This is a genomic window from Kribbella sp. NPDC043289, from assembly GCF_056436705.1.
In genome coordinates, this window is record NZ_JBWKCB010000008.1 from 80630 (window position 1) to 104640 (window position 24011).

Here is a 24011-nt window from a genome sequence, read left to right on the forward strand (position 1 = left end):
GATGACCGCGCACCCCGACACAGACCATCCGGATGTCGCCCTGGTTGGTTTCGCAGCTGCCCTTCGGCACGCCGGCCTCGCGGTGACCGCCGACCGGGTGCACCTCTTCCTGCAAGCAGTCGCGGCGCTCGATCCCACCCGGACGGCCGACGTCTACTGGGCCGGTCGCGCCGCGCTCTGCACCGGCCCGGACGACACCGCAAGGTACGACGAGGTGTTCGCGGCCTGGTTCACCGGGGACCGCGCGGGCGGCGTCGTGCCACGCCGCACCTCGCAACCGTCCGCGCAGGCCGCGCTCGGCGACGGCGTCGAGGTCGAGACTGGCGACCGCACGCTGAACGTCTCCGCGAGTACGACGGAAGTCCTCAGACACCGTGATGTCGCCGAACTCTCCGCGACCGACCGCGCCGAACTGGCCCGCCTCTTCGGCACCCTCCGCCCGAAGGTCCCGGTACGGCGCGCGAACCGTCGCCGCCCGTCGCACCGCGGCGAGATCGACCCGCGCCGTACCCTCCGCGCCCAACTCCGCCAGGTCGGCGAACCGGGCCGCGTGCGCTACCGGCGCCGCGGCGTCCGGCCGCGCCGGGTCGTCGTACTCATCGACGTCTCAGGCTCGATGCACCCGTACGCCGACAGTCTGTTGCGGCTCGCGCACTCCTTGGTCCAGCGGGCGCCCCGCTCGGTCGAGGTCTTCACGATCGGTACGCGTCTGACCCGGGTGACGCCGGCGCTGCGGCGACGTGATCCCGAGTTCGCGCTGCGGGCGGCGGGTGACGTCGTACCGGATTGGTCGGGTGGAACGCGGTTGGGGGAGGTGCTCAAGGTGTTCCTGGATCGGTGGGGTCAGCGGGGGACCGCGCGGCGGGCCGTCGTGGTGGTGTGCAGTGACGGGTGGGAGCGGGGTGACGCGGGGTTGCTCGGCGAGCAGATGCGGCGGCTGGCCGCGCTCGCGCACCGCGTCGTCTGGTTGAACCCGCATCGCGGGAAACCCGGGTACGAGCCGGTGCAGGCCGGGATCGTCGCGGTGCTCCCGCATCTGGACGATCTCGTGGCGGGGCACAGCCTGGCCAGTTTCGGTGAGCTTCTGGAGGTGGTGGCCGATGCGTGACGTGCTCGATCGGTTGCTGACCTGGTGGCAGGCGGGGGAGACGGTTGCCGTCGGCACCGTCGTGGCGACATTCCAATCGGCGCCCCGGCCGCCGGGTGCGGTGATGCTGGTCGGCCCCGGCCTGGAGGCGGTCGGCAGCGTGTCGGGCGGCTGCGTCGAGGGCGCGGTGTACCAGCTCGGCGAGGAGATCCTGGAGTCCGGTGAACCCGTCCTGCAGCGGTACGGCGTCAGCGACGAGTCGGCGTTCGCGGTCGGGCTCACCTGCGGCGGGATCATCGACGTGTTCGTCGAACGCGTCGACCGTACGTCGTTCCCGGAACTCGGTGACGTGGCGGCGGACATCGCGGCGGGCCGCCCGGTCGCGGTGGCGACCGTGGTGGCGCATCCGGACACGGCCCGGATCGGGATGCGGTTGGTGATTCGTCCGGAGGGGCAACCAACGGCCGGCGGTCTCGGTTCGGAGCGGGCCGACGACGCGGTGCTCGACGACGCGCGCGGCCTGTTGGCGAACGGGCGCACGGAGACGTTGGAGTACGGACCGGAAGGTCAGCGGCGTGGCGAGGGGATGCGCGTTTTCGTCTCGTCGTACGCACCAGTGCCGCGTTTGCTGGTGTTCGGGGCGATCGACTTCGCAGCTGCGGTTGCTCGGCTTGGCTCGTTCCTCGGTTATCGCGTGACGGTGTGCGATGCGCGGGCGGTGTTCGCGACCGCGTCCCGCTTCCCGTCCGCGGACGAGGTCGTCGTCGACTGGCCGCATCGCTACCTGGGCGGCGAGGCCGCGGCCGGGCGGATCGACGACCGGACGGTGATCTGCGTCCTGACCCACGACCCGAAGTTCGACGTACCGCTGCTGGAGGTGGCGTTGCGGTTGCCACAGGTCGCGTACATCGGGGCGATGGGGTCGCGGCGGACGCACGACGATCGGCTGAAACGCCTGCGGGAGGCGGGTTTGAGCGAGGCCGAGGTCGCGCGACTGGCGAGTCCGATCGGGCTGGACCTCGGCGCGCGGACGCCGGAGGAGACCGCGGTCAGCATCGCGGCCGAGATCATCGCGCAACGCTGGGGTGGCGCCGGGCAACGACTGTCGAGCGCGGCCGGCCCGATCCACCACTGATCCATCCCAGGCCGACCCTTGTGGTCGCTGTCACACGAGCGCAGGATCGAAAGTACGGCGATAGCTGACATCGGGAGGCGGGGCGATGAGCCGGATCACGGTGATGGTCGACGGAAGCAGCTTCACGGACGAGGTGGAGCCGCGCACGCTGCTGGTGCATTACCTGCGCGAGCAGCTGGGAAAGACGGGCACCGTGATCGGTTGCGACACCGGGAACTGCGGTGCCTGCACGGTCCATCTCGACGGGCGCAGCGTGAAGTCCTGCTCGCTCCTCGCGGTCCAGGCCGACGGCCACGAGATCACCACGATCGAGGGGCTCGCGACCAACGGTCAGTTGCACCCGATGCAGCAGGCGTTCCACGAGAACCACGCGCTGCAGTGCGGTTTCTGCACACCCGGCATGATCATGCAGTCGATCGATCTGCTGGCCGACAACCCGGATCCGAGCGAGGAAGACGTGCGGCTCGGCATCGAGGGCAACCTCTGCCGCTGCACCGGCTACCAGAACATCGTCAAGGCGGTTCGCGCCGCGGCAGCGGGCGGGGGTGCGCAATGACCACGACCGAGCAGCGCCCGGCCTCCGAGATCGGCAACCCGCGCAAGCGCAAGGAGGACGCCCGGCTGATCACCGGCCGGACCCGTTGGACCGACAACATCGTGCTGCCGGGGATGCTGCACCTCGCAATGGTGCGCAGCCCGTTCGCGCACGCCCGGATCACCGGGACCGACACCGCCGCGGCGAAGGCGTCGAGCGGAGTCGTTGCCGTGATCACCGGTGCCGACATCGCCGACGAGCAGGGCGCGCTGCCGAACGCGTGGGCCGTCGTCTCCGACCAGCAGGCCCCCAACCACCCGTCGATGGCGGTCGACCACGTCGCGTTCGCCGGCGAGATCGTTGCGATGGTCGTCGCCCGGACCGCCGCCGAGGCGAACGACGCGGCGGACCTCGTCGACGTGGACTACGACGAACTCCCGCCGGCCCTCGACCTGCGCGCCGCGGCCCGTGACGAGGTGCTCGCGCATCCGGATCTCGGGACGAACGTGTCCGCGGTCTGGTCGTACGACTCGGCCGAGTCCGGCACCGGCGGCGACGTCGAGGCCGCGATCGCGGCGGCCCGGGACGGCGGCATCGTGATCGAGGAGGACTTCCGCCAGCAGCGGCTGATCCCGGCGTTCATGGAGCCGCGGTCGATCGTCGTCGATCCGACGACCGAACAGATGACCGTGTGGACGTCGACGCAGGTGCCGCACTTCGTGAAGATCTTCCTCGCGCTCGTACTCGGCATCCCCGAGAGCAAGATCCGGGTGATCGCGCCGGACGTCGGCGGCGGGTTCGGCGGCAAGCTGCAGTTCACGCCCGAAGAGGTGCTCACGGTGATCGCGGCCCGGCGGACCGGGAAGCCCTGTAAATACACCGAGACCCGGTCCGAGTCGTTGATGGCCGCGCACCACGGCCGGGACCAATGGCAGCACGTCACGCTGGCCGCGAACGCCGATGGCACGGTCACCGGACTCAAGGTCGAGCTGATCGTCAACATGGGGGCGTACCTCGGCCTGGTGACGTCGGCGATCCCGTTGCTCGGGGCGTTCATGTACAACGGGATCTACAAGTTCCCGGCGTACCACCTCGGGATCACGAACGTCTTCACCAACCTGACCTGGACCGATGCGTACCGCGGCGCCGGCCGGCCGGAGGCGACGTACGCGATCGAGCGTTCGATGGACGAGCTCGCCGCGCGGGTCGGTGCCGACCCGCTGGAGATCCGCGAGCGGAACTGGATCAAGCACGAGGAGTTCCCGTTCTCCACGGTGGCCGGGCTGCAGTACGACTCCGGCAACTACGAGGCCGCGACCGCGAAGGCGCGCGAGCTCTTCCGGTACGACGAGTTGCGCGCCGAGCAAGGCAAGCGGCGCGAGTCCGGCGACCCGGTACAGCTCGGGATCGGCGTGTCGACGTACACCGAGATGTGCGGGCTGGCGCCGTCGCGCTGGCTGGGCTCGATGGGGTACGTCGGTGGTGGCTGGGAGCACGCGGCGGTCCGGATGCTGCCGACCGGCAAGGTCGAGGTCGTCAGCGGGACGAGTCCGCACGGGCAGGGCCACGAGACGGCGTGGAGTCAGCTCGTCGCGGACCGGTTGGGTGTCGCCTTCGAGGACGTCGAAGTGCTGCACGGTGACACGCAGGTCGCCGTTCGCGGCCTGGACACCTACGGCTCGCGGTCGCTGGCCGTCGGCGGGATGGCGGTGCTGGCCGCGGCGGACAAGGTCATCGAGAAGGCGAAACCGATCGCGGCGCAGCTGCTCGAGGCGAACGCCGACGACCTGGAGTTCTCCGCCGGCCGGTACGGCGTCCGCGGGACCGACGCCGGGATGACACTGGCCGAGCTGGCGTTCGCGGTCTTCCAGGGGCACAAGCTCGACGGATCGGCCGAGGGGTGCCTGGACGCTGACGCGACCCTGGACCCGGACGACTTCTCGTTCCCGCACGGCACGCACCTGTGCGCGGTCGAGGTCGACACCGAGACCGGGGCGACGACGATCCGTTCGTACGTCAGCGTCGACGATGTCGGCGTGGTGGTGAACCCGCTGATCGTCGAGGGGCAGGTGCACGGCGGTCTCGCGCAGGGCATCGCGCAGGCGCTCTACGAGGAAGCGGTGTACGACGAGGCCGGGACGCTGGTCACCGCCTCGTTCGATCAGTACACGTTGCCTGGGGCCCCTGATCTGCCGCGGTTCGAGACCGCGCGGACCGAGACGCCGGCGACCACGAACCAGCTCGGCGTCAAGGGGGTCGGCGAGGCCGGGACGATCGCGTCCACGCCGGCTGTCGTCAACGCGATCGTCGACGCGCTGCGACCGCTCGGGGTGACCGACGTACCGATGCCGTGTACGCCGTACCGGGTGTGGAAGGCGATCCAGGACGGAGCGAAGTCATGATCCCGGTGGCGTTCGAGTACTACGGCCCGGAGACCGTCGACGAGGCGCTGGCGTTGCTGCGCGAGCACTCCGACGCGAAGGTGCTGGCCGGCGGGCAGAGCCTGATGCCGGCGTTGCGGCTGCGGCTCGCGGCCCCGGAATCGATCGTCGACCTCGGGAAGATCGACGAACTGCGGGGTGTCCGGGACGACGGCGACGCGCTGGTGATCGGCGCGATGACGCCGCACAGCACGGTGCAGGCCGATCCGCTGGTCGCTGAGCACGCGCGGCTGATTTCGTTGGCCACGGCAACGGTCGGCGATCCGCAGATCCGGCACCGCGGGACGTTCGGTGGGTCGCTGGCGCACGCTGACCCGGCCGCGGACCTGCCCGCGGTCGCGGTCGCCCTGGATGCGTCGTTCGTGATCGCGGGCGCCGACGGACGCCGTACCGTGCCGGCGTCGGAGTTCTTCCAGGGCGTGTTCGACACCGCGCTGGAAGACGACGAGTTGCTGGTCGAGGTGCGGGTGCCGAAGTACACCGGGTGGGGCGCACACTACGAGAAGTTCAACCGGGTCGCGCAGGGCTGGTCGATCGTGTCCGTCGCGGCGACCGTCCGGTTGGACGGCGACTCGATCGCGGAGGCGCGGGTCGGGCTCGGCAACATGGGCGCGACGCCGGTCCGGGCGACCGCGGTCGAGCAGGCGCTCGTCGGGCAACCGGCCACCGCCGAGGCGGTACGGGCCGCCGCTGCGCGGGCCGCGGACGGGACGTCTCCGATCAGCGACGCCGACGGTGACGCGGACTACCGGCGGCACCTCGCGACGGTCCTCACCCGACGGGCAGTCCTCGCGGCGGCAGGTACGGCGTGAAACTCGAGCACAGGTTCGTCGTCCCGGCGCCTGTCGAGCAGACCTGGGCCGCGTTCAACGACCTCGAACGGGTGGTGCCGTGTTTCCCCGGCGCCACCCTGGAGTCGTACGAAGGTGACGACTTCACCGGCGCGTGCAAGGTGAAACTCGGGCCGGTGTCGCTGCAGTACAACGGCAACGGCACCTTCCTCGAACGCGACGAGACCGATCATCACGCGGTGATCGAGGCCAAGGGCAAGGACCGTCGCGGCAACGGTACGGCGACGGCGCGCGTGACGGCTCGTCTCACCGGAGCCGCGGACGGTACGACGGAAGTCGCCGTCGACACCGACCTGACGATCACCGGCCGGCCGGCGCAGTTCGGCCGCGGACTGATCCAGGACGTCTCGAACAAACTCCTCGACCAGTTCACCGCCTGCCTCAAAACCAAGCTCGACACGGCACCGGCCCCAGCCGAGCCAACATCCCCTGACGGCCGCCCGACCGACGCCACCCAGCCCGCCGCCGAGCGGCCTCCTGCTGAAGCGCCTGCCGCCGACGGGCCGACGGCAGATTCACCCGATGCCCTCGCGCTGGATCTCGGGAGCACGGTCCTCCCGGTGCTCGCTCGCCGCGCAGCGCCGTACCTGATCGGTGCTGTGCTGGCGCTGCTGATCAGACGCCTGATCCGCCGCTGACCCACTAGCGGGTTGTTTCACCACCGGCCCCCTACAACACGCCGGCGGTCGCATTACCCGCCACCGTCCTGGCGTTGCTGATCAGACGACCGATCCGCCGCTGACGTCGAAGTACAGCCCACCCCCGAACACCGCAGGCAACACCAGCCGATGCCCCGCAACCACCGTCAGCCCGGCGGCCTCCGCCGCCAAGAACCACCCGACCTCGCTCACCTCGGCGGAGCGGCGCGGCTTTCCATCGACTGGCTCGGCGCGGAAGACGATGCCGAGGAGTTGGACGCGGTTGCCGTCGGGGTAGACGGTGACAACGTCGGGGTCGGAGTACACGCCGACCAGCCCGGTGACGCGCACCGTGAGGCCGGTCTCCTCGAAGGTCTCGCGCTCCGCGGCTTCGGCTGGTCGTTCGCCGGGGTCGATCGCGCCGCCGGGCAGGCACCATTCGCCGTTGTCGGTGCGCTTGGTGAGGAGTAGGCGGTCGCCGTCCATGACCGCCGCGGCGGCGCCGACTCTGAGGCGGGCGGTGGTGCCGATCCGGTCGCCGTACTCGTGGTGGGTGTAGCCCGGGACGCGTGGGGTTTGGTCAACCATCTGTCAGGTTTTTTCGGCAGGCTTGGTCTGCTAGGCGGGTTGTTTCCGGTAAGCGGTAGTGGGGTGCCAGGTGGAGTACGTGGTTGATGGCGGTTGGCAGCATTACTCGGTGGCCTATTGAGACGTAGACCGGCTTGACGCCGGCTTGCGTTCGGACTGCGGCGCCTACTACTTCGCCGTCATCCACCAGGTCCGCTGTTGCGCCGCGTTCGTGGGCCAGGTCCGCGTGCGATCCGACGAACGTGGTCTTCGCCGCGCCGATCGCCGGGATCCCGGTCAGTACGCCGAGATGGCACGCGAGACCGAAACGGCGCGGATGGGCCAGCCCCTGCCCGTCGCACACCAGCAACTCGGGAGTGATCGTCAGCCGTTCCAACGCGTCCAGCAACGCCGGGATCTCGCGGAACGCGAACAACCCGGGCACGTACGGGAACGTCGTCTCCCCGCGCACGACCTCGCGGTCGACCTCGCTGAGCGTCTCGCGCTCCAGCACCACAACCGCAGCCGCCAGCCGATCCCCGTCGTACGCGACATCCAGACCCGCGACGTACTGCGGCGGCGCGTCGGCGTCCGTGATGTCGACCAGTCCACGCAACTGCTCCTGGAGCGCGATCGCCTCAGCCGGTGTAGTCGGCCACTGCATCACGAGCCCTCCACGTTCGGCGCGCCACCGGGAGGCCACTCGACGAGTTCGATGCGGTAGCCGTCCGGGTCGGTGAGCCAGGACGCCTTCGGACCGTCGGGCCCGCCGGGCAGTTCCGCGTCCGCGGGGTGCAGGCCGGATTCGGTCAGCCGCGCGATGGTGCCGGCCAGCGAGTCGACCTCGATGGCGAAGTGCTGGAAGCCGCCGATCTCGACCGGACCGTCGGCGGGGCGGTGCACGAGTTCGAGCGACACCGACTCCTCGCCGGGCAGCCGCAGCCACACCAGGCTCGAGCCGTCGTCGAACGGGATCGTGCTGAGGTCGACGTACCCGACTGCTTTATAGAAGGTGAGCGAGCGTTCCAGGTCGGTCACGCGGAGTGCGAAGAGGATCGACTTCATGCCCAACGATCCAACTGGCGGCACTCGGCGACGTCAACGGTCGTGGGTGGGAGAGGATGTCGCCATGCGGATTCTGATTGCGCCGGACAAGTTCGCCGGGACGTTGACCGCCGTCGAGGCGGCGGCGGCCATCGAAAAGGGCTGGCGGCGCCGCGACCCGAACGCGGAGGTGCTGGTCGCACCGATGGCGGACGGTGGTCCGGGGTTCATCGACGTACTGTCGGCGGTCGTCGACGGGAAACTACTCGCGGTCACCGTCCGTGGTCCGCTCGGCGAGGAGACTCCCGCGACGGTCCTGCTCGCGGGTGAGACGGCGTACGTCGAGACCGCGCAGGCGTGCGGGCTGCACCTGGTGGAGCCGAAGCAGCGCCGGCCCGAGGACGCGTCGACGTACGGCGTCGGGCAGCTGATCGTGGCGGCGGTGGACTCCGGTGCGAAGCGGATCATCCTCGGTCTCGGTGGGTCGGGGACGAACGACGCGGGCGCGGGTCTGCTCGCGGCGCTCGGGGCGACGGGGGATTCGGGCCAGCTCGACGCCGGTGCCGCCGGGCTCGCCGGACTGACCTCGGTCGACCTCACTGCCGCTCGGGAACGGGTCGCCGGTGTCGAATTCGTCGCGGCCAGTGACGTGGAGAACCCGATGCTCGGGCTGCGCGGCGCGACCAATATCTTCGGCAGCCAGAAGGGCATCACGGACGAGCGGAAGCCCGCGGTCGACGGCTGGCTGACGCACTTCGCGGAGCTCGCCGACCGGAAGACCGCCGACCAGAAGGGCGCGGGCGCCGCGGGCGGGCTCGGGTACGCGCTGCTGCTGCTCGGCGCCGAGCGGGTCTCCGGGATCGACCTGGTCGCCGAGCTCACCGGACTGAAGCAGAAGGCGTCGCAGGTGGACCTGGTGCTCAGCGGCGAGGGCGCGTTCGACTTCCAGTCCCGCGAGGGCAAGGTGATCGCCGGCGTCGCGAAGGTCGCGAACGACGCGATGCGGCCGTGCGTGGTGCTCGCCGGGAAGGTGCTGATCGGGTCCCGCGAGATGCGCACGATGGGCGTCGAGTCGGCGTACGCGCTGGTCGACGTGGTCGGCGAGGAGCAGGCGTTCGCGGACCCGAGCGGCTCCCTCGCCACGGTCGCCGAGCGGGTCGCGAGGACCTGGGCCCGCTGACCGGGCCCCGACCAGCCGCTGACCGGCCCGTGACCGGAATGGTTGATCTGTGAAATTGGTGTGCGACCATGGGAATGAGCGCGGGACGCCAGCTGTTGACCCGTGTTGACATGAGACTTCCGTGCCGCCCGGAAGCTGTACGGCGGCACTTGAGAGATGACTGGAGTCAGGGATGACTGAAGCGCAGACCGAGCAGACGGCAGCCACTGGTGTTCTCCTCACCGACGGAGCCGCCGCCAAGGTGAAGGCGCTGCTCGACCAGGAAGGCCGCGACGATCTCGCGCTGCGGGTCGCCGTACAGCCCGGTGGTTGCTCCGGACTGCGGTACCAGCTGTTCTTCGACGAGCGTCAGCTCGACGGTGACGTGGTGGCCGACTTCGGTGGCGTGAGCGTCGTCACGGACCGGATGAGCGCGCCGTACCTGAAGGGCGCCTCGATCGACTTCGTCGACACCATCGAGAAGCAGGGCTTCACGATCGACAACCCGAACGCGACCGGCTCGTGCGCGTGCGGCGACTCGTTCAACTGATCTGATCTAGACAAAAACAAACCCCTGATCACGCCCGTGACCAGGGGTTTTGTCGTTTTCGGGCGTCGTCATCAGATCGTCAAGATTGGTTCCAACGCTTGTTGGGTACGGCTTGATTCGTGTGGGATTACATAACTGAGCGTCACTCGCAATTGCTCTATCAGAGTTACCAGCACCTGAGCCTGGTCATCCAGTGCGTGCTGCTGGCCACCGTGATCGCGGTCGGCCTGGCAGTCGTCGTGCACCGCAACCCGCGGATCGCGTCACTGGCCGGCGCCGTCAGTGCGGTAGGTCTGACCATCCCGTCGTTCGCGTTGCTCGGCCTGATGATCCCGTTGGCGGGCATCGGTACGGCGACGTCGGTGGTGGCCGTCACCTTCTACGCCTGCCTGCCGATCCTGCGGAACGCCGTCGTCGGCCTGGCCGGCGTCGACGCGACCCTGATCGAGTCGGCGCGCGGGATGGGAATGGGTGCGATCCGGACGCTGCTCCGGATCGAGCTGCCACTCGCCTGGCCGGTGATCCTGGCCGGCGTCCGGGTCTCGGCCCAGATGTCGATGGGGATCGCGGCCATCGCCGCCTATGTGCTCGGGCCCGGCCTGGGCAGCTTCATCTTCACCGGCCTGACCCAGATCGGTGGCGCGAACGCGCTGAACTCCGCGCTGGTCGGCACGATCGGCGTCGTACTGCTCGCACTTGTCCTGGACGCACTGCTGCTGCTCGTCGGCCGCCTGACCACCTCGAGGGGTATCCGTGTCTGAATCCACGTTGACCGAGAGCAGCACCGACACCCCCGCCGAGGAGATCAGCGGCGTCGACATCGAGCTGACCAACGTCGTCAAGCGGTACCCGGGCCAGAAGAAGCCCGCCGTCGAGGGTCTCTCGCTGCACATCCCGGCCGGTGAGATCGTGATGTTCGTCGGCCCGTCCGGCTGTGGCAAGACCACGTCGCTGAAGATGATCAACCGGCTGATCGAGCCGACGTCGGGCGGCATCAAGATCGGCGGCGAGGACATCAGCAAGCAGGACGACGACGACCTGCGCCGCCGGATCGGCTACGTGATCCAGGGCGGCAGCCTGTTCCCGCACATGACCGTCACGCAGAACATCGCCCTGGTCCCGGGCCTGCTCGGCTGGGACAAACGCCGTACGGCGGAACGCGTCGACGAACTGCTCGAACTCGTCGGCCTGGACCCCGACCGGTACCGCGGCCGCTACCCGCGCGAGCTGTCCGGTGGGCAGCAGCAGCGGGTCGGTGTCGCGCGCGGACTCGCGGCGGACCCGCCGGTGATCCTGATGGACGAGCCGTTCGGCGCGGTCGACCCGATCACCCGGCAGCGGCTGCAGGACGAACTGCTCAGCATCCAGGAGGAGCTGCGCAAGACGATCGTCTGCGTCACCCACGACTTCGACGAGGCGGTGAAACTCGGTGACCGGATCCTGATCCTCACCGAGGGCGCGAAGATCGCGCAGTACGACACCCCCGAGGCGATCCTGGCGAACCCGGCGAACCGGTTCGTCGCGGACTTCGTCGGCGCCGGCGCCGCGCTCAAGCAGCTGACCCTGAGCCGGGTCAGCGAGATCGAGCTGAACCAGCCGACGGTCGCCGAGATCGGCGACCCGGCACCGGCGGTACTGCGGGCCGCGAACGAGGCGGGCGACGACTCGGTCGTCGTCCTCGACCGGCGCAAGCGCCCGGTGGACTGGATGTGGACCAACGACCTGTCGGATGTCGACAAGGTCCCGGCGCCGCACGAGGACACCGACCTGGTCACGATCGACCGGCGCGCGACGCTGAACGACGCGCTCGACACGATGCTGATGTCCAGCCACGGCAGCGCGGTCGTCACCGGCCGGCGCGACGAGTACCTGGGTGTCGTCGACTTCCAGTCGGTGCTCGCGCGGATCCAGGAGGGTACGGCGAACGGTTCCGGCCCGGAGGCGGAGGTCGCGCCGTGACCACGCTCGATCCCGGACCGGACACCAAGAAACCACAAGAGAATCTCGCCGACGCGAAGGCGACCGCGGCCGGCCTCGCGACCAGTCGCGCCCGGCGCCCGTCCTGGGGCCTGCTGATCGGCCAGCCGCTGTTCGTCGCGCTGGTCATCCTGGTCTGGGCGATCTGGCGCTCGCAGGCCGAACTCGACTCGATCGAGCAACGTCAGCTGGACTGGAAACTGATCGGCCGGCTGACCGTGGAACATCTCGAACTCACGGCGGTCGCCACGATCATCGTGCTGCTGGTCGCCGTACCGCTCGGCATCATGCTGACCCGGCCGCGGGCCCGGCGGGCCGCCCCGGTCGTCGTCGCGGTCGCGAACGCCGGCCAGGCCGCGCCGGTGATCGGCCTGATCGTGCTGCTCGCGATCTGGCTCGGCTTCGGCTTCTGGACCGCGATCGTCGCGCTCTGCCTGTACGCGATCCTGCCGGTACTACGGAACACCATCGTCGGCCTGCAGGGTGTCGACCGGACGCTGGTCGAGGCCGGTCGCGGCATGGGCATGTCCAACCTGGCCGTCCTCGGCCGGATCGAGCTGCCGCTCGCGGTGCCGGTGATCATGGCCGGTATCCGCACCGCGCTCGTCCTGGTCGTCGGTACGGCGACCCTCGCCACGTTCATCGATGCCGGGGGACTGGGCAGCCTGATCACCACCGGCATCCGCCTGCTGCGCTACCCGGTGCTGATCAGCGGCGCCATCCTGGTCGCGGCGCTGGCGCTGCTGATCGACTGGGCGGGCCGAGTACTCGAAGAAGTGACCCGACCGAGAGGACTCGGATGAAGCGGCTGGTAGCAGGTCTGACAGCGACAACGGCGGCGCTCACGCTGCTGCTCTCGGGCTGCGGTCTGGGTACGAGCGGCGGCTTCGTGCCGACCGGTGCGCTGCAGGGTGACCTGAAGTCGGTGAAGAGCCTCGACGGGCTGACCATCGGGATCGGCTCGAAGAGCTTCCAGGAGCAGCTGATCCTCGGCAAGATCGCCGCGATCCTGATGCGGTCGGCCGGCGCGAACGTCCAGGACCTCACGAACATGCCGGGCAGTGACACCTCCCGGCAGGCGATGCTCGGCGGCCAGATCCAGATGGCCTGGGAGTACACCGGAACGGCCTGGATCTCGTACCTCGGCCACGACACCGGCATCCCGGACAAGCAGAAGCAGTACGACGCGGTCGCCAAGGAAGACCTGGAGAAGTACAACCTGGTGTGGCTGAAGCCGGCGCCGATGAACAACAGCTACGGCTTCGCGATGACCCGCAAGGAGTCCGAGAAGACGCACGTCACCAAGCTGTCGCAGATCGCGTCGCTGCCGGTGAAGGAACGCACGTTCTGCGTCGAGTCCGAGTTCGCGAACCGCAACGACGGCTTCGAGCCGATGCTGAAGCACTACGGGATCCCGCTGGGGAGCGGCGTACCGCGGAACAACATCCGGACCCTGGACACTGGTGCGGTGTACGCCGCGACCAGCAAGGGGGACTGCCGGTTCGGTGAGATCTTCACCACCGACGGCCGGATCAAGTCGCTCGATCTGCAGGTGCTGCAGGACGACAAGAAGTACTTCCCGGCGTACAACGTGGCTCCGGTGATCAGCAAGAAGGTCCTGGACAAGTACCCGCAGCTGCGGGACCTGCTCCAGCCGGTCTCGGACAAGCTCACCGACCCGGTGCTGATCGAGCTGAACGCCCAGGTCGACGTCGACGGACGTGAGCCCGCCGACGTCGCCATGGATTGGTTGGTGAAGGAGGGGTTCGTCAGCCGTGGCTGACGCTCTCCTCCCGGGCCCGCTTCGGGATCGCCGTGATCACCGCGGGACTGGCGGCACTCTCCGGGAAACCTTGATCCACCGGTAGTCATCGCTTGCCGTTCACGAATGCACATGGTTAACCTTCGGATTGTCAACAAAACTACGACCGACCCGCGCGGCGTGTTGAATACGTGGAGGTGGGCACACGGGTGAGGCCGTATCCGACCCAGGAGGAAATGTGGACTCCGAGACCCAGCCGCCAGTGAGCGATCAGCCACCCGGAGGTGGACATCAGCAGGACCGGCCGCCCGCGACCTCTGTCGACACGGAGCCGCCGCCCGGAGTGCTCAAGAAAGCCATCGCCGCCTCGGCCATCGGGAACGCCACCGAGTGGTTCGACTACGGCATCTACGCCTACGGCGTGACCTATATCTCGGCCGCCATCTTCCCGGGCGACACCGAGAGTCAGACCCTGCTCGCACTGATGACGTTCGCCGTCTCGTTCCTGGTCCGGCCGCTCGGCGGCCTGGTCTGGGGCCCGCTCGGCGACCGGCTCGGCCGCAAGCACGTACTGGCGATCACCATCATCATGATGTCCGGCGCGACCCTGCTCGCCGGACTCGTGCCGTCGTTCGACACGATCGGCTACTGGGCTCCGGTGCTGCTGGTGCTGCTCCGGATGGTCCAGGGCTTCTCGACCGGTGGTGAGTACGGCGGTGCCGCGACCTTCATGGCCGAGTACGCGCCGAGCCGCAAGCGCGGGTTCCTCGGCAGCTTCCTGGAGTTCGGGACGCTGGCGGGCTTCTCGCTCGGTGCGCTGCTGATGCTGTTCTTCTCGCTGGTGCTCGGTGACGACGCCATGCATTCGTGGGGCTGGCGGCTGCCGTTCCTGGTCGCCGCGCCGCTCGGTCTGGTCGGCGTCTACCTGCGGTCCAAGCTCGAGGACACCCCGATCTTCCGGGAGCTCGAGGCGAAGGGCCAGAAGGAAGAGCAGACCTCGGCGCAGTTCAAGGATCTGCTGTCCGGCTACATGGGTCCGATCCTGCGCCTCGGTGGCATGGTGATCGCGCTGAACGTGGTGAACTACACGCTGCTCACCTACATGCCGACGTACCTGGAGAAGGAGATCGGGATGAGTTCCGATCTGTCACTGGTGGTGCCGATCATCGGCATGCTGGCGATGATGGTGTTCGTCCCGTTCGCGGGCCGGATGTCGGACCGGGTCGGGCGGAAACCGTTGTGGTGGGCATCGCTGGCCGGGCTGTTCGTGTTCGGCGTACCGATGTTCCTGCTGATGGGGACGAACCTGGCCGGGGCCATCATCGGCTTCGCGGTCCTGGGTCTGCTCTACGTCCCGCAGCTCGCGACGATCTCGGCGACCTTCCCGGCGATGTTCCCGACCCACGTCCGGTACGCCGGGTTCGCGATCGCGTACAACGTCTCCACCTCGCTGTTCGGTGGTACGGCGCCCGCGGTCAACGACTGGCTGACGGCGAAACTCGGGGATTCGCTGGTGCCGGCGTACTACATGATGGCGGCCTGTGTGGTCGGCGCGATCGCGCTGGCCAAGGTCCCGGAGACGACGCGGTGCCCGCTGAACGGCACCGAGATCCCGGGGACCGACGAGGCTCCGCCGCCGGTCGCGCTGGAGCCTGAAGCGGCGAAGGCGTAATCGCAAGCAGAAGGCCGGTCCGCGGATCCCGCGGACCGGCCTTCTGTTGTTTGTGTGTCAGCCGATGACTGCGGTGACCGCGTCGGACCAGAGCCCGGCGGCCTCGTCAATCTCGTCGGGGGAGACGACCAGGGCCGGGATGAAGCGGACGACCTGGCCCCAGGCGCCGCAGGTGAGCAGCAGCAGACCGCGGCGCGCGGCCTCCTGCTGGACCGCGCTCGCGGTCGCCCCGTCGGGCTTGCCGTCGGCGTCGCGGAACTCGTTGCCGATCATCAGGCCGAGCCCGCGGACGTCGGTGATCTGCTCGTGCTTGTCGGCGACCAGCTGCAGCGACTGCTTGAGCTGTGCGCCGCGGTCGGCGGAGTTCTGGACGAGGCCTTCGTCCTGGATCACGTCGAGGGTCGCCAGCGCGGCCGCGCAAGCCACCGCGTTCGCGCCGTACGTGCCGCCCTGGGAGCCCGGCCAGGCCTTCTCCATCAGCTCCGACGACGCGGCGATCCCGGACAGCGGGAAGCCGGACGCGAGGCCCTTGGCGGTGACCAGGACATCAGGACGGGAGCCGAAGTGGTCGCCGCCCCAGAACTTCCCGGTCCGCCCGAAGCCGGTCTGCACCTCGTCGACCACGAGCAGGATCCCGTGCTTGTCGGCGCGCTCGCGGAGCCCGGCGAAGAACCGCTCGTTGGCAGGGACGTAGCCGCCCTCACCGAGGACCGGCTCGACGAAGAACGCCGCGGTGTCGGCCGGCGAGCTCAGCGTCTGCAGCACGTAGTCCAGCTGGCTGAGCGCGAAGTCGGTCGCCTGCTCGACCGGCCAGCCGAAGTGGCCCGGGTCGGGGAACGGCGAGACGTGGACGCCGGCCATCAGCGGGCTGAAGCCGGAGCGGAACTTGGTACCGGAGGTCGTCATCGAACCCGCGGCCACGGTCCGGCCGTGGAAGCCGCCGTGGAAGACGATCACGTTCGGCCGTCCGGTCGCCTGCCGGGTGAGGCGCAGCGCCGCCTCGATCGCCTCGCTGCCGGAGTTCGCGAAGAACATCCGGTCGAGGCCGCGGGGCAGGACCTCACCGAGCCGCTCCACCAGGTTCAGCAGCGGCCGGTGCATGACGGTCGTGTACTGCGCGTGGATGATCCGGCCGACCTGTTCCTGGGCGGCCGCCACCACGCGCGGGTGGCAGTGGCCGGTCGACGTGACGCCGATGCCGGCCGTGAAGTCCAGGTACCGGCGATCGTCCTCGTCGAACAGCTGTACGCCCGTACCGCGCGCGGCGACCACGCCGGTCGCCTGTTTCAGGATCTGCGAGAGCTCGGCCACGACTTCCCCTCACTGCGGTGAATGGTAGATTGTTGACAATCAGCGTATCTCACGTGTCGAGGCCGGTGAAGGGGTGCGAATGAGCGTGCACGACGAGTCCAGGGTGATCGAGGCCGTCGAGAAGCGGCTGTTCATCGAAGGGAAGTGGACCGACGCGACGCGGGGTGCGACGTTCGACGTCGTCGACCCGTCGACCGGCGAGGTGCTGTGCGCCGTCGCCGACGCGTCACCCGCCGACGGGCGTGCGGCGCTCGAAGCGGCGGTCGCGGCGCAGCCGGACTTCGCCCGGACCTCACCGCGCGAACGGGCCGACATGCTCACGGCGGCGTACGAGCTGCTGATGGAGCGGGTCGACGACCTCGCGCTGCTGATGACGCTGGAGATGGGCAAACCGTTGCCTGAGGCCCGTGGCGAGATCGCGTACGCGGCGGAGTTCTTCCGGCACTTCGCCGGGGAGGCGCTGCGGATCGACGGCGGGTACCAGACCGCTCCGGCCGGGAACGCGCGCTTCCTGATCACCAAGCGGCCGGTCGGACCGTGCCTGCTGGTCACCCCGTGGAACTTCCCGATGGCGATGGGGACCCGCAAGCTCGGGCCGGCCATCGCGGCCGGCTGTACGAGCGTGATCAAGCCCGCGCACCAGACCCCGCTGTCGATGCTCGCGCTGATGGGGATCCTGACCGAGGCCGGCGTCCCGGCGGGGGCGGTGAACTGTGTCACCGCGATGGACGCGGGTGGCGTGATGGAGCCGCTCATCCGGTCCGGGCTGGCCCGGAAGCTGTCCTTCACCGGGTCCACGAAGGTCGGGCGGATCCTGCTCGAGCAGTGCGCGGAGAAGGTGCTGCGGACATCCCTCGAGCTCGGTGGCAATGCGCCGTTCATCGTCTTCGAGGACGCGGACCTGGACGAGGCCGTGACCGGCGCGATCGCGGCGAAGATGCGGAACATGGGCGAGGCCTGTACGGCGGCCAACCGGATCTTCGTGCACGCATCGGTGATCGACGACTTCGGTCGCCGGCTCGCGGACCGGATGGCGGCGCTGACCGTCGGGCGGGGGACCGAACCGGACGTCAACGTCGGGCCGCTGATCGACGAGGCCGGGCGGGAGAAGGTGCGCTCGCTCGTGGCGGACGCCGTCGGCCGTGGCGCGACCGTGCTCACCGGGGGAGAGGTTGCGCCGGGGAACGGGTACTTCTACCCGCCGACGGTGCTGACCGGCGTACCGCGGGAGGCTGCGATGGCCGACCAGGAGATCTTCGGGCCGGTGGCTCCGCTGACGCCGTTCAGTACCGAGGACGAGGTCGTTGCGGCGGCCAACGACACGGAGTACGGGCTGGTCGCGTACGTGTTCACCAACGACCTGCGGCGGGCGCTGCGGGTGGCGGAGTCGATCGACACCGGCATGGTCGGACTGAACCAGGGCGTGGTGTCGAACCCGGCCGCGCCGTTCGGTGGGGTCAAGCAGTCCGGCCTCGGACGCGAGGGCGGCGCGATCGGGATCGACGAGTTCCTGGAGACCAAGTACATCGGGATCGCGGTCTGACTCAGCGGCTGAATCAGCGGTTGATCAGGCGGAGGATCGCGTCGTCCATGTGGGCGATCAGCAGCCGGTCGGCGAACTCGGCGTTGCCGGTGCGGATCGCGTCCGCGAGCGCGTAGTGCTCGCGGACGCGGACGTCGGCGGCGGAGTACGTCGACTCCAGGGCGTGGATGCACATCCGGGTCTCGGTGATGAACGTCCGGTGCATCCGCGACAGCCGCGGGCTGCCGGCCAGCTGCACCAGCCGCTCGTGGAACGCGATGTCGAGCTCGCCGACCGCGGCCGGGTTGCCCTCGGCGACGGCCATCCGGTCGACGATCTCGAGCAGCGCCGTACCGGCCGCGTCGGGGTCGCCGCGGAGGATCTGCCGGGCCGCGGCCCGCTCGATGGCCTCGCGCGCCAGGTACATGTCGCGGACGTCGTCCGGCGTCATGTCGATGACGAACAGCCCGCGGTTGCGGATCGAGACCAGCAGGCCTTCCTGCGTCAGCCGCTGCATGCCCTCCCGCAGCGGCCCGCGGCTGACCCCGAGCTTGCGGGCCAGGTCGGCCTCACCGAGCTGCGCGCCGGGCTTCAGCTCCCCGTGGCCGATGGCCTGGCGCAGTTTGTCGGCGATGATGCTCGGCGTCGACTCCTGCGCCAGCGGCTCGATGTAACTGGTCACTCCGTCATCCCCCTTGCGGCGAACAATGTCCCCAGGCCTGGCAATGACGGTACCGGCCCGGCCAGTTGCAGGCCCTTCCAGACCGTCACCTGGTTCGCGGTCAGTATGGGTTTCCCGACCGCGGTCTCCAACTCGTCGACGATCGCGAGGGTGTGCATCGCGGTGTCCGGCACCAGGATCGCCTCCGCGTCCGGGTGGTCGGCGGCCTTCACCATCGCGACCACCTGGTCCGGGGTGAGCGTGCCGACCTCCGCGGCGGTGATGATCCCGTTGCTGCCCATCGACACGACCTCGAGGCCGCCGCCGGTGAGGAAGCGGACGAAGTGCTGCGCGACGTCCTCCGGGTACGACGCGGCGACCGCGACCCGCCGGATGCCGAGCTCCCGGCAGGCGTCGACGAACGCGATCGAGGTCGACGACGCCGGGACGCCGAGCGCCTGCGCGACGCCGGCCGCCTGGATGTTCGCGCCCTCGCGCCCGAAGACGAAGCTGCCCGAGGTGCAGGCCCACATGACCGCGTCCGGCCTCGACGGCGCCAGTTCGGCGGCGCCCTCGGCGAGTCGTTCGGCCCGGCCGAGGTCGAGGAGGGCGTCCACCCGGTGCGCGTCCTCACCGACCGAGGTGATGACGACGGGCAGCTTCACGGAACCGTCCAGGCGCGCTTCGAGCGCCGGGTAGTCGTCTTCCGCGCTGTGTCCGGGATAGAGCAGTCCTACCGTGACCATCGGGCCTCCTGGCTTGTTGCACACCGAAATGGGTAGATTGTCGACAATGTTAACCCCTGATCGCCCCGGCACCGGATCCGTCGCGTACGACCTCCCGCGGCTGGCCGCCGTCTTGCGCCGGGAAATCCACGGCGTGGTGGCCGACGACACGCGGACCCGAGCGCTCTACGCCACCGACGGTTCGAACTACCGCGCTGTCCCCGATCTGGTCGTGGTCCCGGCGGACGCCGACGAGCTGGCGATCGCCGTCGCGTCGACCGCGGCAGCCGGCGCGCCGGTCGTCGTCCGCGGCGGCGGTACGTCGATGGCCGGCAATGCGATCGGCGGGGTCGTCATCGACGCGTCCCGGCACGTGGACCGGATCCTCGACCTCGACCCGGCGTCCCGAACCGCGGTCGTCGAGCCAGGCGTCGTACTCACGGATCTGCTGGCGGCCGCGAAACCGCACGGGCTGGCGTTCGGTGCCGATCCGTCGTCCGCGAGCCGGGCCACGCTGGGCGGGATGATCGCCAACAACGCGTGCGGTGCCCACTCGGTCGCCTGGGGGACGACGGCCGACAACCTCCGCTCACTCGACGTCGTGCTCGCCGACGGCACGCGCCTGACGGTCGCCTCGGCGGCTGATCGCGCGGAAGCCGCCGCTCGCCCGGGCCGCGAGGGCGAGCTGCACCGCGCGCTGCAGGCGTTCACCGATCGGAACGAGCTGCTGATCCAGCGGCGGTTCGGGCAGTTCACTCGGCAGATCTCGGGCTATGCGCTGCACCGCTTGCTGCCCGAGAACGGGTACAACGTCGCTGGTCTGCTCTCCGGCAGCGAGGGCGGTCTCGCCGCGACGCTGCGTGCGACGGTCCAGCTCACGCAGTTGCCCAAGGCAAAGGTTCTGTGTGCGCTGGGCTTCGTCGACTCGGTGACGTCGGCCGACTGTGTGCCCGTCGTTCTCCGGCACGGACCGCTGACGATGGAGTCCATCAACAGCGAGCTGGTCGACAGGTTGCCGACCGAGGTTCGCGACGCCGCGGTCCGGGCCGGTCTCCCGGCCGGGAACGCGTGGCTGCTCGTCGAGATCGGCGGGGAGGACGAGACGCTCGCCGCGTCGGCAGCCCGCTTGATGCTGGAGGAGCTGCGCGATTCCGGTTCGCCCGCCACCGCTTCGCTGGTCACCGACCCGAAGGCGCAGGCCGTGTTGTGGCGCTGCCGTACGGACGCCGCGGGGCTGGCGACACGGCGCGCGGACGGGGCCGAGGCGTGGGGCGGGTGGGAGGACGCCGCCGTACCGCCGGAGCGGTTGGGCGCGTACCTGCGGGGGCTCGACGAGTTGCTCGGGCGGCACGGGTTGTCGGGGGCGTCGTACGGGCACTTCGGCGAGGGCTGCATGCACATGCGGATCGACTTCGACCTGCTCAGTTCGCGCGGGCTCACGACGTACCGGGACTTCGTCGAGCAGGCTGCGGATCTGGTGGTCGAGCTGGGCGGTTCGGTGTCCGGCGAGCACGGTGACGGGCGGGCTCGGGGCGAGCTGCTGAGCAAGATGTACGGCGCGGACGGGGTCGCGCTGTTCGGTGAGCTGAAGCGGCTCTGGGATCCGACCGAGGTGATGAACCCGGGCATGATCGTCGACCCGCCGCCGATGGATCTGGCGATCCGGCACAACGGTCCTGCGCAGGGCCGCAAGCTGCTGACGATGTTCGACTACCCGGAGGACGGGCACGACTTCGCGCAGGCGCAACGCCGGTGCGTCGGGATCGGGAAGTGCCGGCAGAGCTCGGGCAGCGTGATGTGCCCGAGTTACCAGGTCACTCGCGACGAATTGCATTCGACGCGAGGCCGGGCGCACCTGTTGTGGGAGATGCTCCAAGGCGATGTGGTCACGGCCGGGTGGCGATCGACCGAAGTACGCGACGGGCTCGATCTGTGTCTGTCGTGCAAGGGCTGTCTGTCCGACTGTCCGGTGAACGTCGACATGGCGACGTACAAGGCCGAGTTCACGCATCACCACTACGCGCGGCGGCCGTGGGCCCGGCCGATGTCGCACTGGTCGATGGGCTGGCTGCCGCTGTGGTCCCGGCTCGCCTCGCGGGCGCCGAAGGTCGCGAACGCGTTCGCCGGGTTGCAGTTGACGAAGCGGCTCGGTGGGATCGCGGTCGAGCGCGACGTACCGGCGTTCGCCAGGGAGAGCTTCACCCAGTGGTTCTCGAAGCGCGGCGGATCACCCAGCGGGCAGAAAGTGGTGCTCTGGCCGGACACCTTTACGAACTACCTCGCGCCGGAGATCGGCCGCGCCGCGGTCACCGTGCTGGAATCCGCCGGCTTCGAGGTCGTGTTGCCCGACAAGCCGGTGTGCTGCGGCCTGACCTGGATCTCGACCGGCCAGCTGTCGACCGCCCGCCGAGTCCTGGACCGCTCCCTGCACACGCTCGCGCCACACCTGACCGCAGGTACGCCGATCGTCAGCCTCGAACCGAGCTGTACGGCGGCCCTGCGCCACGACGCACCCGATCTGCTCGCCGGCAACCCACTCGCCGCCGCGGCCGCCTCGACGACGCGCACCTTCTCCGAACTGCTCGTCGAGGCCGACTGGAAGCCGCCGCAGGTCGGGGGAGCGGCCTTCGTGCAGCAGCACTGTCACCAGCACGCGGTGCTCGGGTTCGAAGCCGATCGGCAGCTGATGTCGGCAGCCGGGATCGACGCCGGTCTCGCCGATCCGGGCTGCTGCGGACTGGCCGGCAACTTCGGGTTCGAGCGGGGGCACTACGAGGTGTCCCAGGCCGTCGGCGAGCAGTCGCTGCTGCCCGCCGTACGGTCGTTGCCCGAGACAACCGCCGTCCTCGCCGACGGGTTCAGCTGCCGCACGCAGATCGCCCAAGCCACCCCCCGCCGCCCCCAACACCTGGCCCAACTCCTAGCCACCGCCCTACAACACCAACCCCTCACCCCACCCCAGTAGCCCAACCGCACGTCGGCGCTTGCCGTGGCGGCCGGCCTCCCATCGCGGCGGCCGGCCTCCCATCGCGGTGGTTGGGGAGGATCGCTGTCCCGTATCGGGCAGTCGATCCTCCCCAAGCCGCGGGTAGTCGCTTGGCGCCCCACCGTGAACGGCTCGGTGCGTCGCTGGCGTCCGTTCGGCGTACGCCTCGGCGGGCGGGCGGATGGTGTGGTGGCTGGGCCTAGGACGAGAGCTTGTCGACGGCCCGCCGGAGCCGGGTGACACCTTCCTGGATCCGGTCCGGCGTGGTCGAGGCGAAGCAGACGCGGAAGGCGTCGGTGAAGCGGCCGGTGGGGGAGAAGGCGGGGCCGGGGATGAACGCGACGCCTTCGGCCAGTGCGACCTCGAACAGTTCCTCGGTGTTCACGCCGTTCTCCAGCGTCACCCAGAGGAAGAAGCCGCCCTCCGGATCGGTCCACCGCGCGATGTCACCGAAGTGCTCGGTCAACGCCGCGTGCATCGCCTCCTTGCGGCGCTTGTACTCCGCCCGCTGGGTGGCCAGGTGCTCCTCGAGATGACCGCCGGTCAGGAACCCGGCGAGCAGCTTCTGCGCGGGCAGGTTGGTGCAGGTGTCCATCGCCTGCTTCGCGTTGATCAGCAGCTGCTGCAGCTCCGGGTCCGCGTCCACCCAGCCGACGCGCAGGCCAGGCGCGACGATCTTCGAGAAGGTCCGTACGGAGAACACCAACGGATCGCCCGCGCCGAGCTCACGCAGCGTCGGCAGCGGGTCGCCGGCGAACCGCAGCAGCCCGTACGGGTCGTCGTCGATCACCATCGAACCCCAGGACCGGGCCAGCTCGAGCAGCCGGTGCCGGCGCTCGAGCGAGAGCGTCGCGCCGGACGGGTTCTGGAAGGTCGGGATCGTGTAGATCGCCTTCGGTGTCCGGCCGTCGAGCAGTCGCGGCAGGTCGTCGACCATCATCCCGTCGTCGTCGACCGGGACCTCCAGCAGTTCCGCCCCGTACGAGAGCGCGGTCGCACTGCCGTTCGTGTACGTCGGGGACTCGACGACGACCAGATCACCCGGGTCGACGAAGATCTTGCAGAACAGGTCGAGCCCCTGCATCCCGCCCGCGGTGACGGTGAGGCGCTCCGGCGTCGTCTCGTCACTGGTCCCGCGCAGCATCTCCAGCAGCGCGGCGTGCAGCGGTGGGTCGCCTTCCGTGGCCGCGTAGTCGTAGGCGGCCGGCTGACTGAGCTCGTCGGCGGCGATCGCGGACAGCAGCTTCGCGGGGACCGCCTCGGCCGCCGGCGATCCCATCGCGAAGCGGACGATGTCGTGGGTCTGCTTGTGCAGCAGGGATGTGCTCGAGTCGATCACCGAACCCACCAGACCGGTGGCGCGTGCGGCGTACGGGAAACTCGGCAAG

The 24011-nt window shown here is 69.6% G+C and carries 22 protein-coding genes; 15 read left to right on the forward strand and 7 right to left on the reverse strand.

What is annotated here, in order from left to right; all coding sequences use genetic code 11:
- Position 1: 1 nt before the first annotated feature.
- The 6 genes from AC0662_RS35415 (at position 2) to AC0662_RS35440 (ending at position 6687) form a co-directional block, all read left to right on the forward strand.
- Positions 2-1108: a vWA domain-containing protein gene (locus tag AC0662_RS35415; RefSeq protein ID WP_452203442.1), complete on the forward strand. Its 1107-nt coding sequence runs from the start codon at positions 2-4 to the stop codon at positions 1106-1108.
- Positions 1101-2222, forward strand: a complete 1122-nt coding sequence (locus tag AC0662_RS35420; RefSeq protein ID WP_452203441.1) for an XdhC family protein — start codon at positions 1101-1103, stop codon at positions 2220-2222. Before AC0662_RS35415 ends, AC0662_RS35420 begins: the two co-directional genes overlap by 8 nt.
- Positions 2223-2307: 85 nt before the next feature.
- Entirely contained in the window at positions 2308-2778 is a 471-nt protein-coding gene (locus AC0662_RS35425; RefSeq protein ID WP_387772427.1) for a (2Fe-2S)-binding protein, read from the forward strand.
- Positions 2775-5159, forward strand: a complete 2385-nt coding sequence (locus AC0662_RS35430) for a xanthine dehydrogenase family protein molybdopterin-binding subunit (RefSeq protein ID WP_452203439.1) — start codon at positions 2775-2777, stop codon at positions 5157-5159. Before AC0662_RS35425 ends, AC0662_RS35430 begins: the two co-directional genes overlap by 4 nt.
- Complete coding sequence (locus AC0662_RS35435; RefSeq protein ID WP_478306153.1) at positions 5156-6010, forward strand: FAD binding domain-containing protein; 855 nt, start codon at positions 5156-5158, stop codon at positions 6008-6010. Before AC0662_RS35430 ends, AC0662_RS35435 begins: the two co-directional genes overlap by 4 nt.
- Positions 6007-6687: an SRPBCC family protein gene (locus tag AC0662_RS35440; protein ID WP_478306155.1), complete on the forward strand. Its 681-nt coding sequence runs from the start codon at positions 6007-6009 to the stop codon at positions 6685-6687. The genes AC0662_RS35435 and AC0662_RS35440 overlap by 4 nt, the downstream gene beginning before the upstream one ends.
- Before the next feature lie 81 nt (positions 6688-6768).
- On the opposite strand, the gene AC0662_RS35445 is transcribed toward AC0662_RS35440, so the two are convergent.
- The 3 genes from AC0662_RS35445 to AC0662_RS35455 are packed head-to-tail and all read right to left on the reverse strand — an operon-like array spanning position 6769 to position 8319.
- Positions 6769-7275: an NUDIX domain-containing protein gene (locus AC0662_RS35445; RefSeq protein ID WP_478306157.1), complete on the reverse strand. Its 507-nt coding sequence runs from the start codon at positions 7273-7275 to the stop codon at positions 6769-6771.
- On the reverse strand, positions 7268-7918 hold the full coding sequence (nfi, locus tag AC0662_RS35450) for a deoxyribonuclease V (RefSeq protein WP_478306159.1): 651 nt from the start codon (positions 7916-7918) through the stop codon (positions 7268-7270). The genes AC0662_RS35445 and nfi overlap by 8 nt, the downstream gene beginning before the upstream one ends.
- Complete coding sequence (locus tag AC0662_RS35455) at positions 7918-8319, reverse strand: VOC family protein (protein WP_478306161.1); 402 nt, start codon at positions 8317-8319, stop codon at positions 7918-7920. The genes nfi and AC0662_RS35455 overlap by 1 nt, the downstream gene beginning before the upstream one ends.
- A gap of 64 nt (positions 8320-8383) precedes the next feature.
- Here AC0662_RS35455 and AC0662_RS35460 point away from each other — a divergent pair, with 64 nt between their 5' ends.
- From AC0662_RS35460 to AC0662_RS35490, 7 genes are all read left to right on the forward strand, one after another.
- Positions 8384-9478, forward strand: coding sequence for a glycerate kinase family protein (locus AC0662_RS35460; protein ID WP_452203431.1), 1095 nt, complete (start codon positions 8384-8386; stop codon positions 9476-9478).
- Between the two features lie 172 nt (positions 9479-9650).
- Complete coding sequence (locus AC0662_RS35465) at positions 9651-10007, forward strand: HesB/IscA family protein (protein WP_387772454.1); 357 nt, start codon at positions 9651-9653, stop codon at positions 10005-10007.
- A gap of 152 nt (positions 10008-10159) precedes the next feature.
- Entirely contained in the window at positions 10160-10768 is a 609-nt protein-coding gene (locus tag AC0662_RS35470; protein ID WP_452203430.1) for an ABC transporter permease, read from the forward strand.
- Positions 10761-11966 carry an ABC transporter ATP-binding protein gene (locus tag AC0662_RS35475; protein ID WP_452203429.1) on the forward strand — a complete coding sequence of 402 codons (1206 nt, stop codon included), beginning with the start codon at positions 10761-10763 and terminating at the stop codon, positions 11964-11966. Before AC0662_RS35470 ends, AC0662_RS35475 begins: the two co-directional genes overlap by 8 nt.
- A complete protein-coding gene (locus AC0662_RS35480; protein WP_478306164.1) occupies positions 11963-12787 on the forward strand; it encodes an ABC transporter permease in 825 nt (274 codons plus the stop codon). Before AC0662_RS35475 ends, AC0662_RS35480 begins: the two co-directional genes overlap by 4 nt.
- The gene (locus tag AC0662_RS35485) at positions 12784-13767 is read left to right on the forward strand and encodes a glycine betaine ABC transporter substrate-binding protein (protein ID WP_452203427.1); all 984 of its coding nucleotides are present in this window, start codon (positions 12784-12786) and stop codon (positions 13765-13767) included. Before AC0662_RS35480 ends, AC0662_RS35485 begins: the two co-directional genes overlap by 4 nt.
- Before the next feature lie 217 nt (positions 13768-13984).
- On the forward strand, positions 13985-15418 hold the full coding sequence (locus AC0662_RS35490) for an MFS transporter (RefSeq protein WP_478306166.1): 1434 nt from the start codon (positions 13985-13987) through the stop codon (positions 15416-15418).
- Positions 15419-15475: 57 nt separating this feature from the next.
- On the opposite strand, the gene AC0662_RS35495 is transcribed toward AC0662_RS35490, so the two are convergent.
- Complete coding sequence (locus AC0662_RS35495) at positions 15476-16729, reverse strand: aspartate aminotransferase family protein (protein WP_452203425.1); 1254 nt, start codon at positions 16727-16729, stop codon at positions 15476-15478.
- Between the two features lie 79 nt (positions 16730-16808).
- Between AC0662_RS35495 and AC0662_RS35500 the strand changes: the two genes are divergently transcribed.
- Positions 16809-18272, forward strand: a complete 1464-nt coding sequence (locus AC0662_RS35500; RefSeq protein ID WP_478306168.1) for an NAD-dependent succinate-semialdehyde dehydrogenase — start codon at positions 16809-16811, stop codon at positions 18270-18272.
- A gap of 13 nt (positions 18273-18285) precedes the next feature.
- Here AC0662_RS35500 and AC0662_RS35505 read toward each other — a convergent pair whose 3' ends face one another.
- Complete coding sequence (locus AC0662_RS35505) at positions 18286-18933, reverse strand: GntR family transcriptional regulator (protein WP_478306170.1); 648 nt, start codon at positions 18931-18933, stop codon at positions 18286-18288.
- Complete coding sequence (locus AC0662_RS35510; RefSeq protein ID WP_478306172.1) at positions 18930-19658, reverse strand: maleate cis-trans isomerase family protein; 729 nt, start codon at positions 19656-19658, stop codon at positions 18930-18932. Before AC0662_RS35510 ends, AC0662_RS35505 begins: the two co-directional genes overlap by 4 nt.
- A gap of 46 nt (positions 19659-19704) precedes the next feature.
- Between AC0662_RS35510 and AC0662_RS35515 the strand changes: the two genes are divergently transcribed.
- Positions 19705-22602, forward strand: a complete 2898-nt coding sequence (locus AC0662_RS35515) for an FAD-binding and (Fe-S)-binding domain-containing protein (protein WP_478306174.1) — start codon at positions 19705-19707, stop codon at positions 22600-22602.
- A 220-nt stretch (positions 22603-22822) separates the two neighbouring features.
- Here the strand turns inward: AC0662_RS35515 and AC0662_RS35520 are convergent, their stop codons facing one another.
- Positions 22823-24010, reverse strand: coding sequence for an aminotransferase-like domain-containing protein (locus AC0662_RS35520; RefSeq protein WP_452204704.1), 1188 nt, complete (start codon positions 24008-24010; stop codon positions 22823-22825).
- Between the last annotated feature and the right edge of the window lies 1 nt (position 24011).

What these genes read in the sequence shown, in the direction of transcription:
- AC0662_RS35435 (WP_478306153.1), top strand. Translation starts at nt 5,156, where the DNA reads ATGATCCCGGTGGCGTTCGAGTACTACGGCCCGGAGACCGTCGACGAG.
- AC0662_RS35455 (WP_478306161.1), bottom strand. Translation starts at nt 8,319, where the DNA reads ATGAAGTCGATCCTCTTCGCACTCCGCGTGACCGACCTGGAACGCTCG.
- AC0662_RS35420 (WP_452203441.1), top strand. Translation starts at nt 1,101, where the DNA reads ATGCGTGACGTGCTCGATCGGTTGCTGACCTGGTGGCAGGCGGGGGAG.
- AC0662_RS35515 (WP_478306174.1), top strand. Translation starts at nt 19,705, where the DNA reads ATGTTAACCCCTGATCGCCCCGGCACCGGATCCGTCGCGTACGACCTC.
- AC0662_RS35500 (WP_478306168.1), top strand. Translation starts at nt 16,809, where the DNA reads ATGAGCGTGCACGACGAGTCCAGGGTGATCGAGGCCGTCGAGAAGCGG.
- nfi (WP_478306159.1), bottom strand. Translation starts at nt 7,918, where the DNA reads ATGCAGTGGCCGACTACACCGGCTGAGGCGATCGCGCTCCAGGAGCAG.
- AC0662_RS35485 (WP_452203427.1), top strand. Translation starts at nt 12,784, where the DNA reads ATGAAGCGGCTGGTAGCAGGTCTGACAGCGACAACGGCGGCGCTCACG.
- AC0662_RS35465 (WP_387772454.1), top strand. Translation starts at nt 9,651, where the DNA reads ATGACTGAAGCGCAGACCGAGCAGACGGCAGCCACTGGTGTTCTCCTC.
- AC0662_RS35430 (WP_452203439.1), top strand. Translation starts at nt 2,775, where the DNA reads ATGACCACGACCGAGCAGCGCCCGGCCTCCGAGATCGGCAACCCGCGC.
- AC0662_RS35415 (WP_452203442.1), top strand. Translation starts at nt 2, where the DNA reads ATGACCGCGCACCCCGACACAGACCATCCGGATGTCGCCCTGGTTGGT.
- AC0662_RS35445 (WP_478306157.1), bottom strand. Translation starts at nt 7,275, where the DNA reads ATGGTTGACCAAACCCCACGCGTCCCGGGCTACACCCACCACGAGTAC.
- AC0662_RS35460 (WP_452203431.1), top strand. Translation starts at nt 8,384, where the DNA reads ATGCGGATTCTGATTGCGCCGGACAAGTTCGCCGGGACGTTGACCGCC.
- AC0662_RS35425 (WP_387772427.1), top strand. Translation starts at nt 2,308, where the DNA reads ATGAGCCGGATCACGGTGATGGTCGACGGAAGCAGCTTCACGGACGAG.
- AC0662_RS35510 (WP_478306172.1), bottom strand. Translation starts at nt 19,658, where the DNA reads ATGGTCACGGTAGGACTGCTCTATCCCGGACACAGCGCGGAAGACGAC.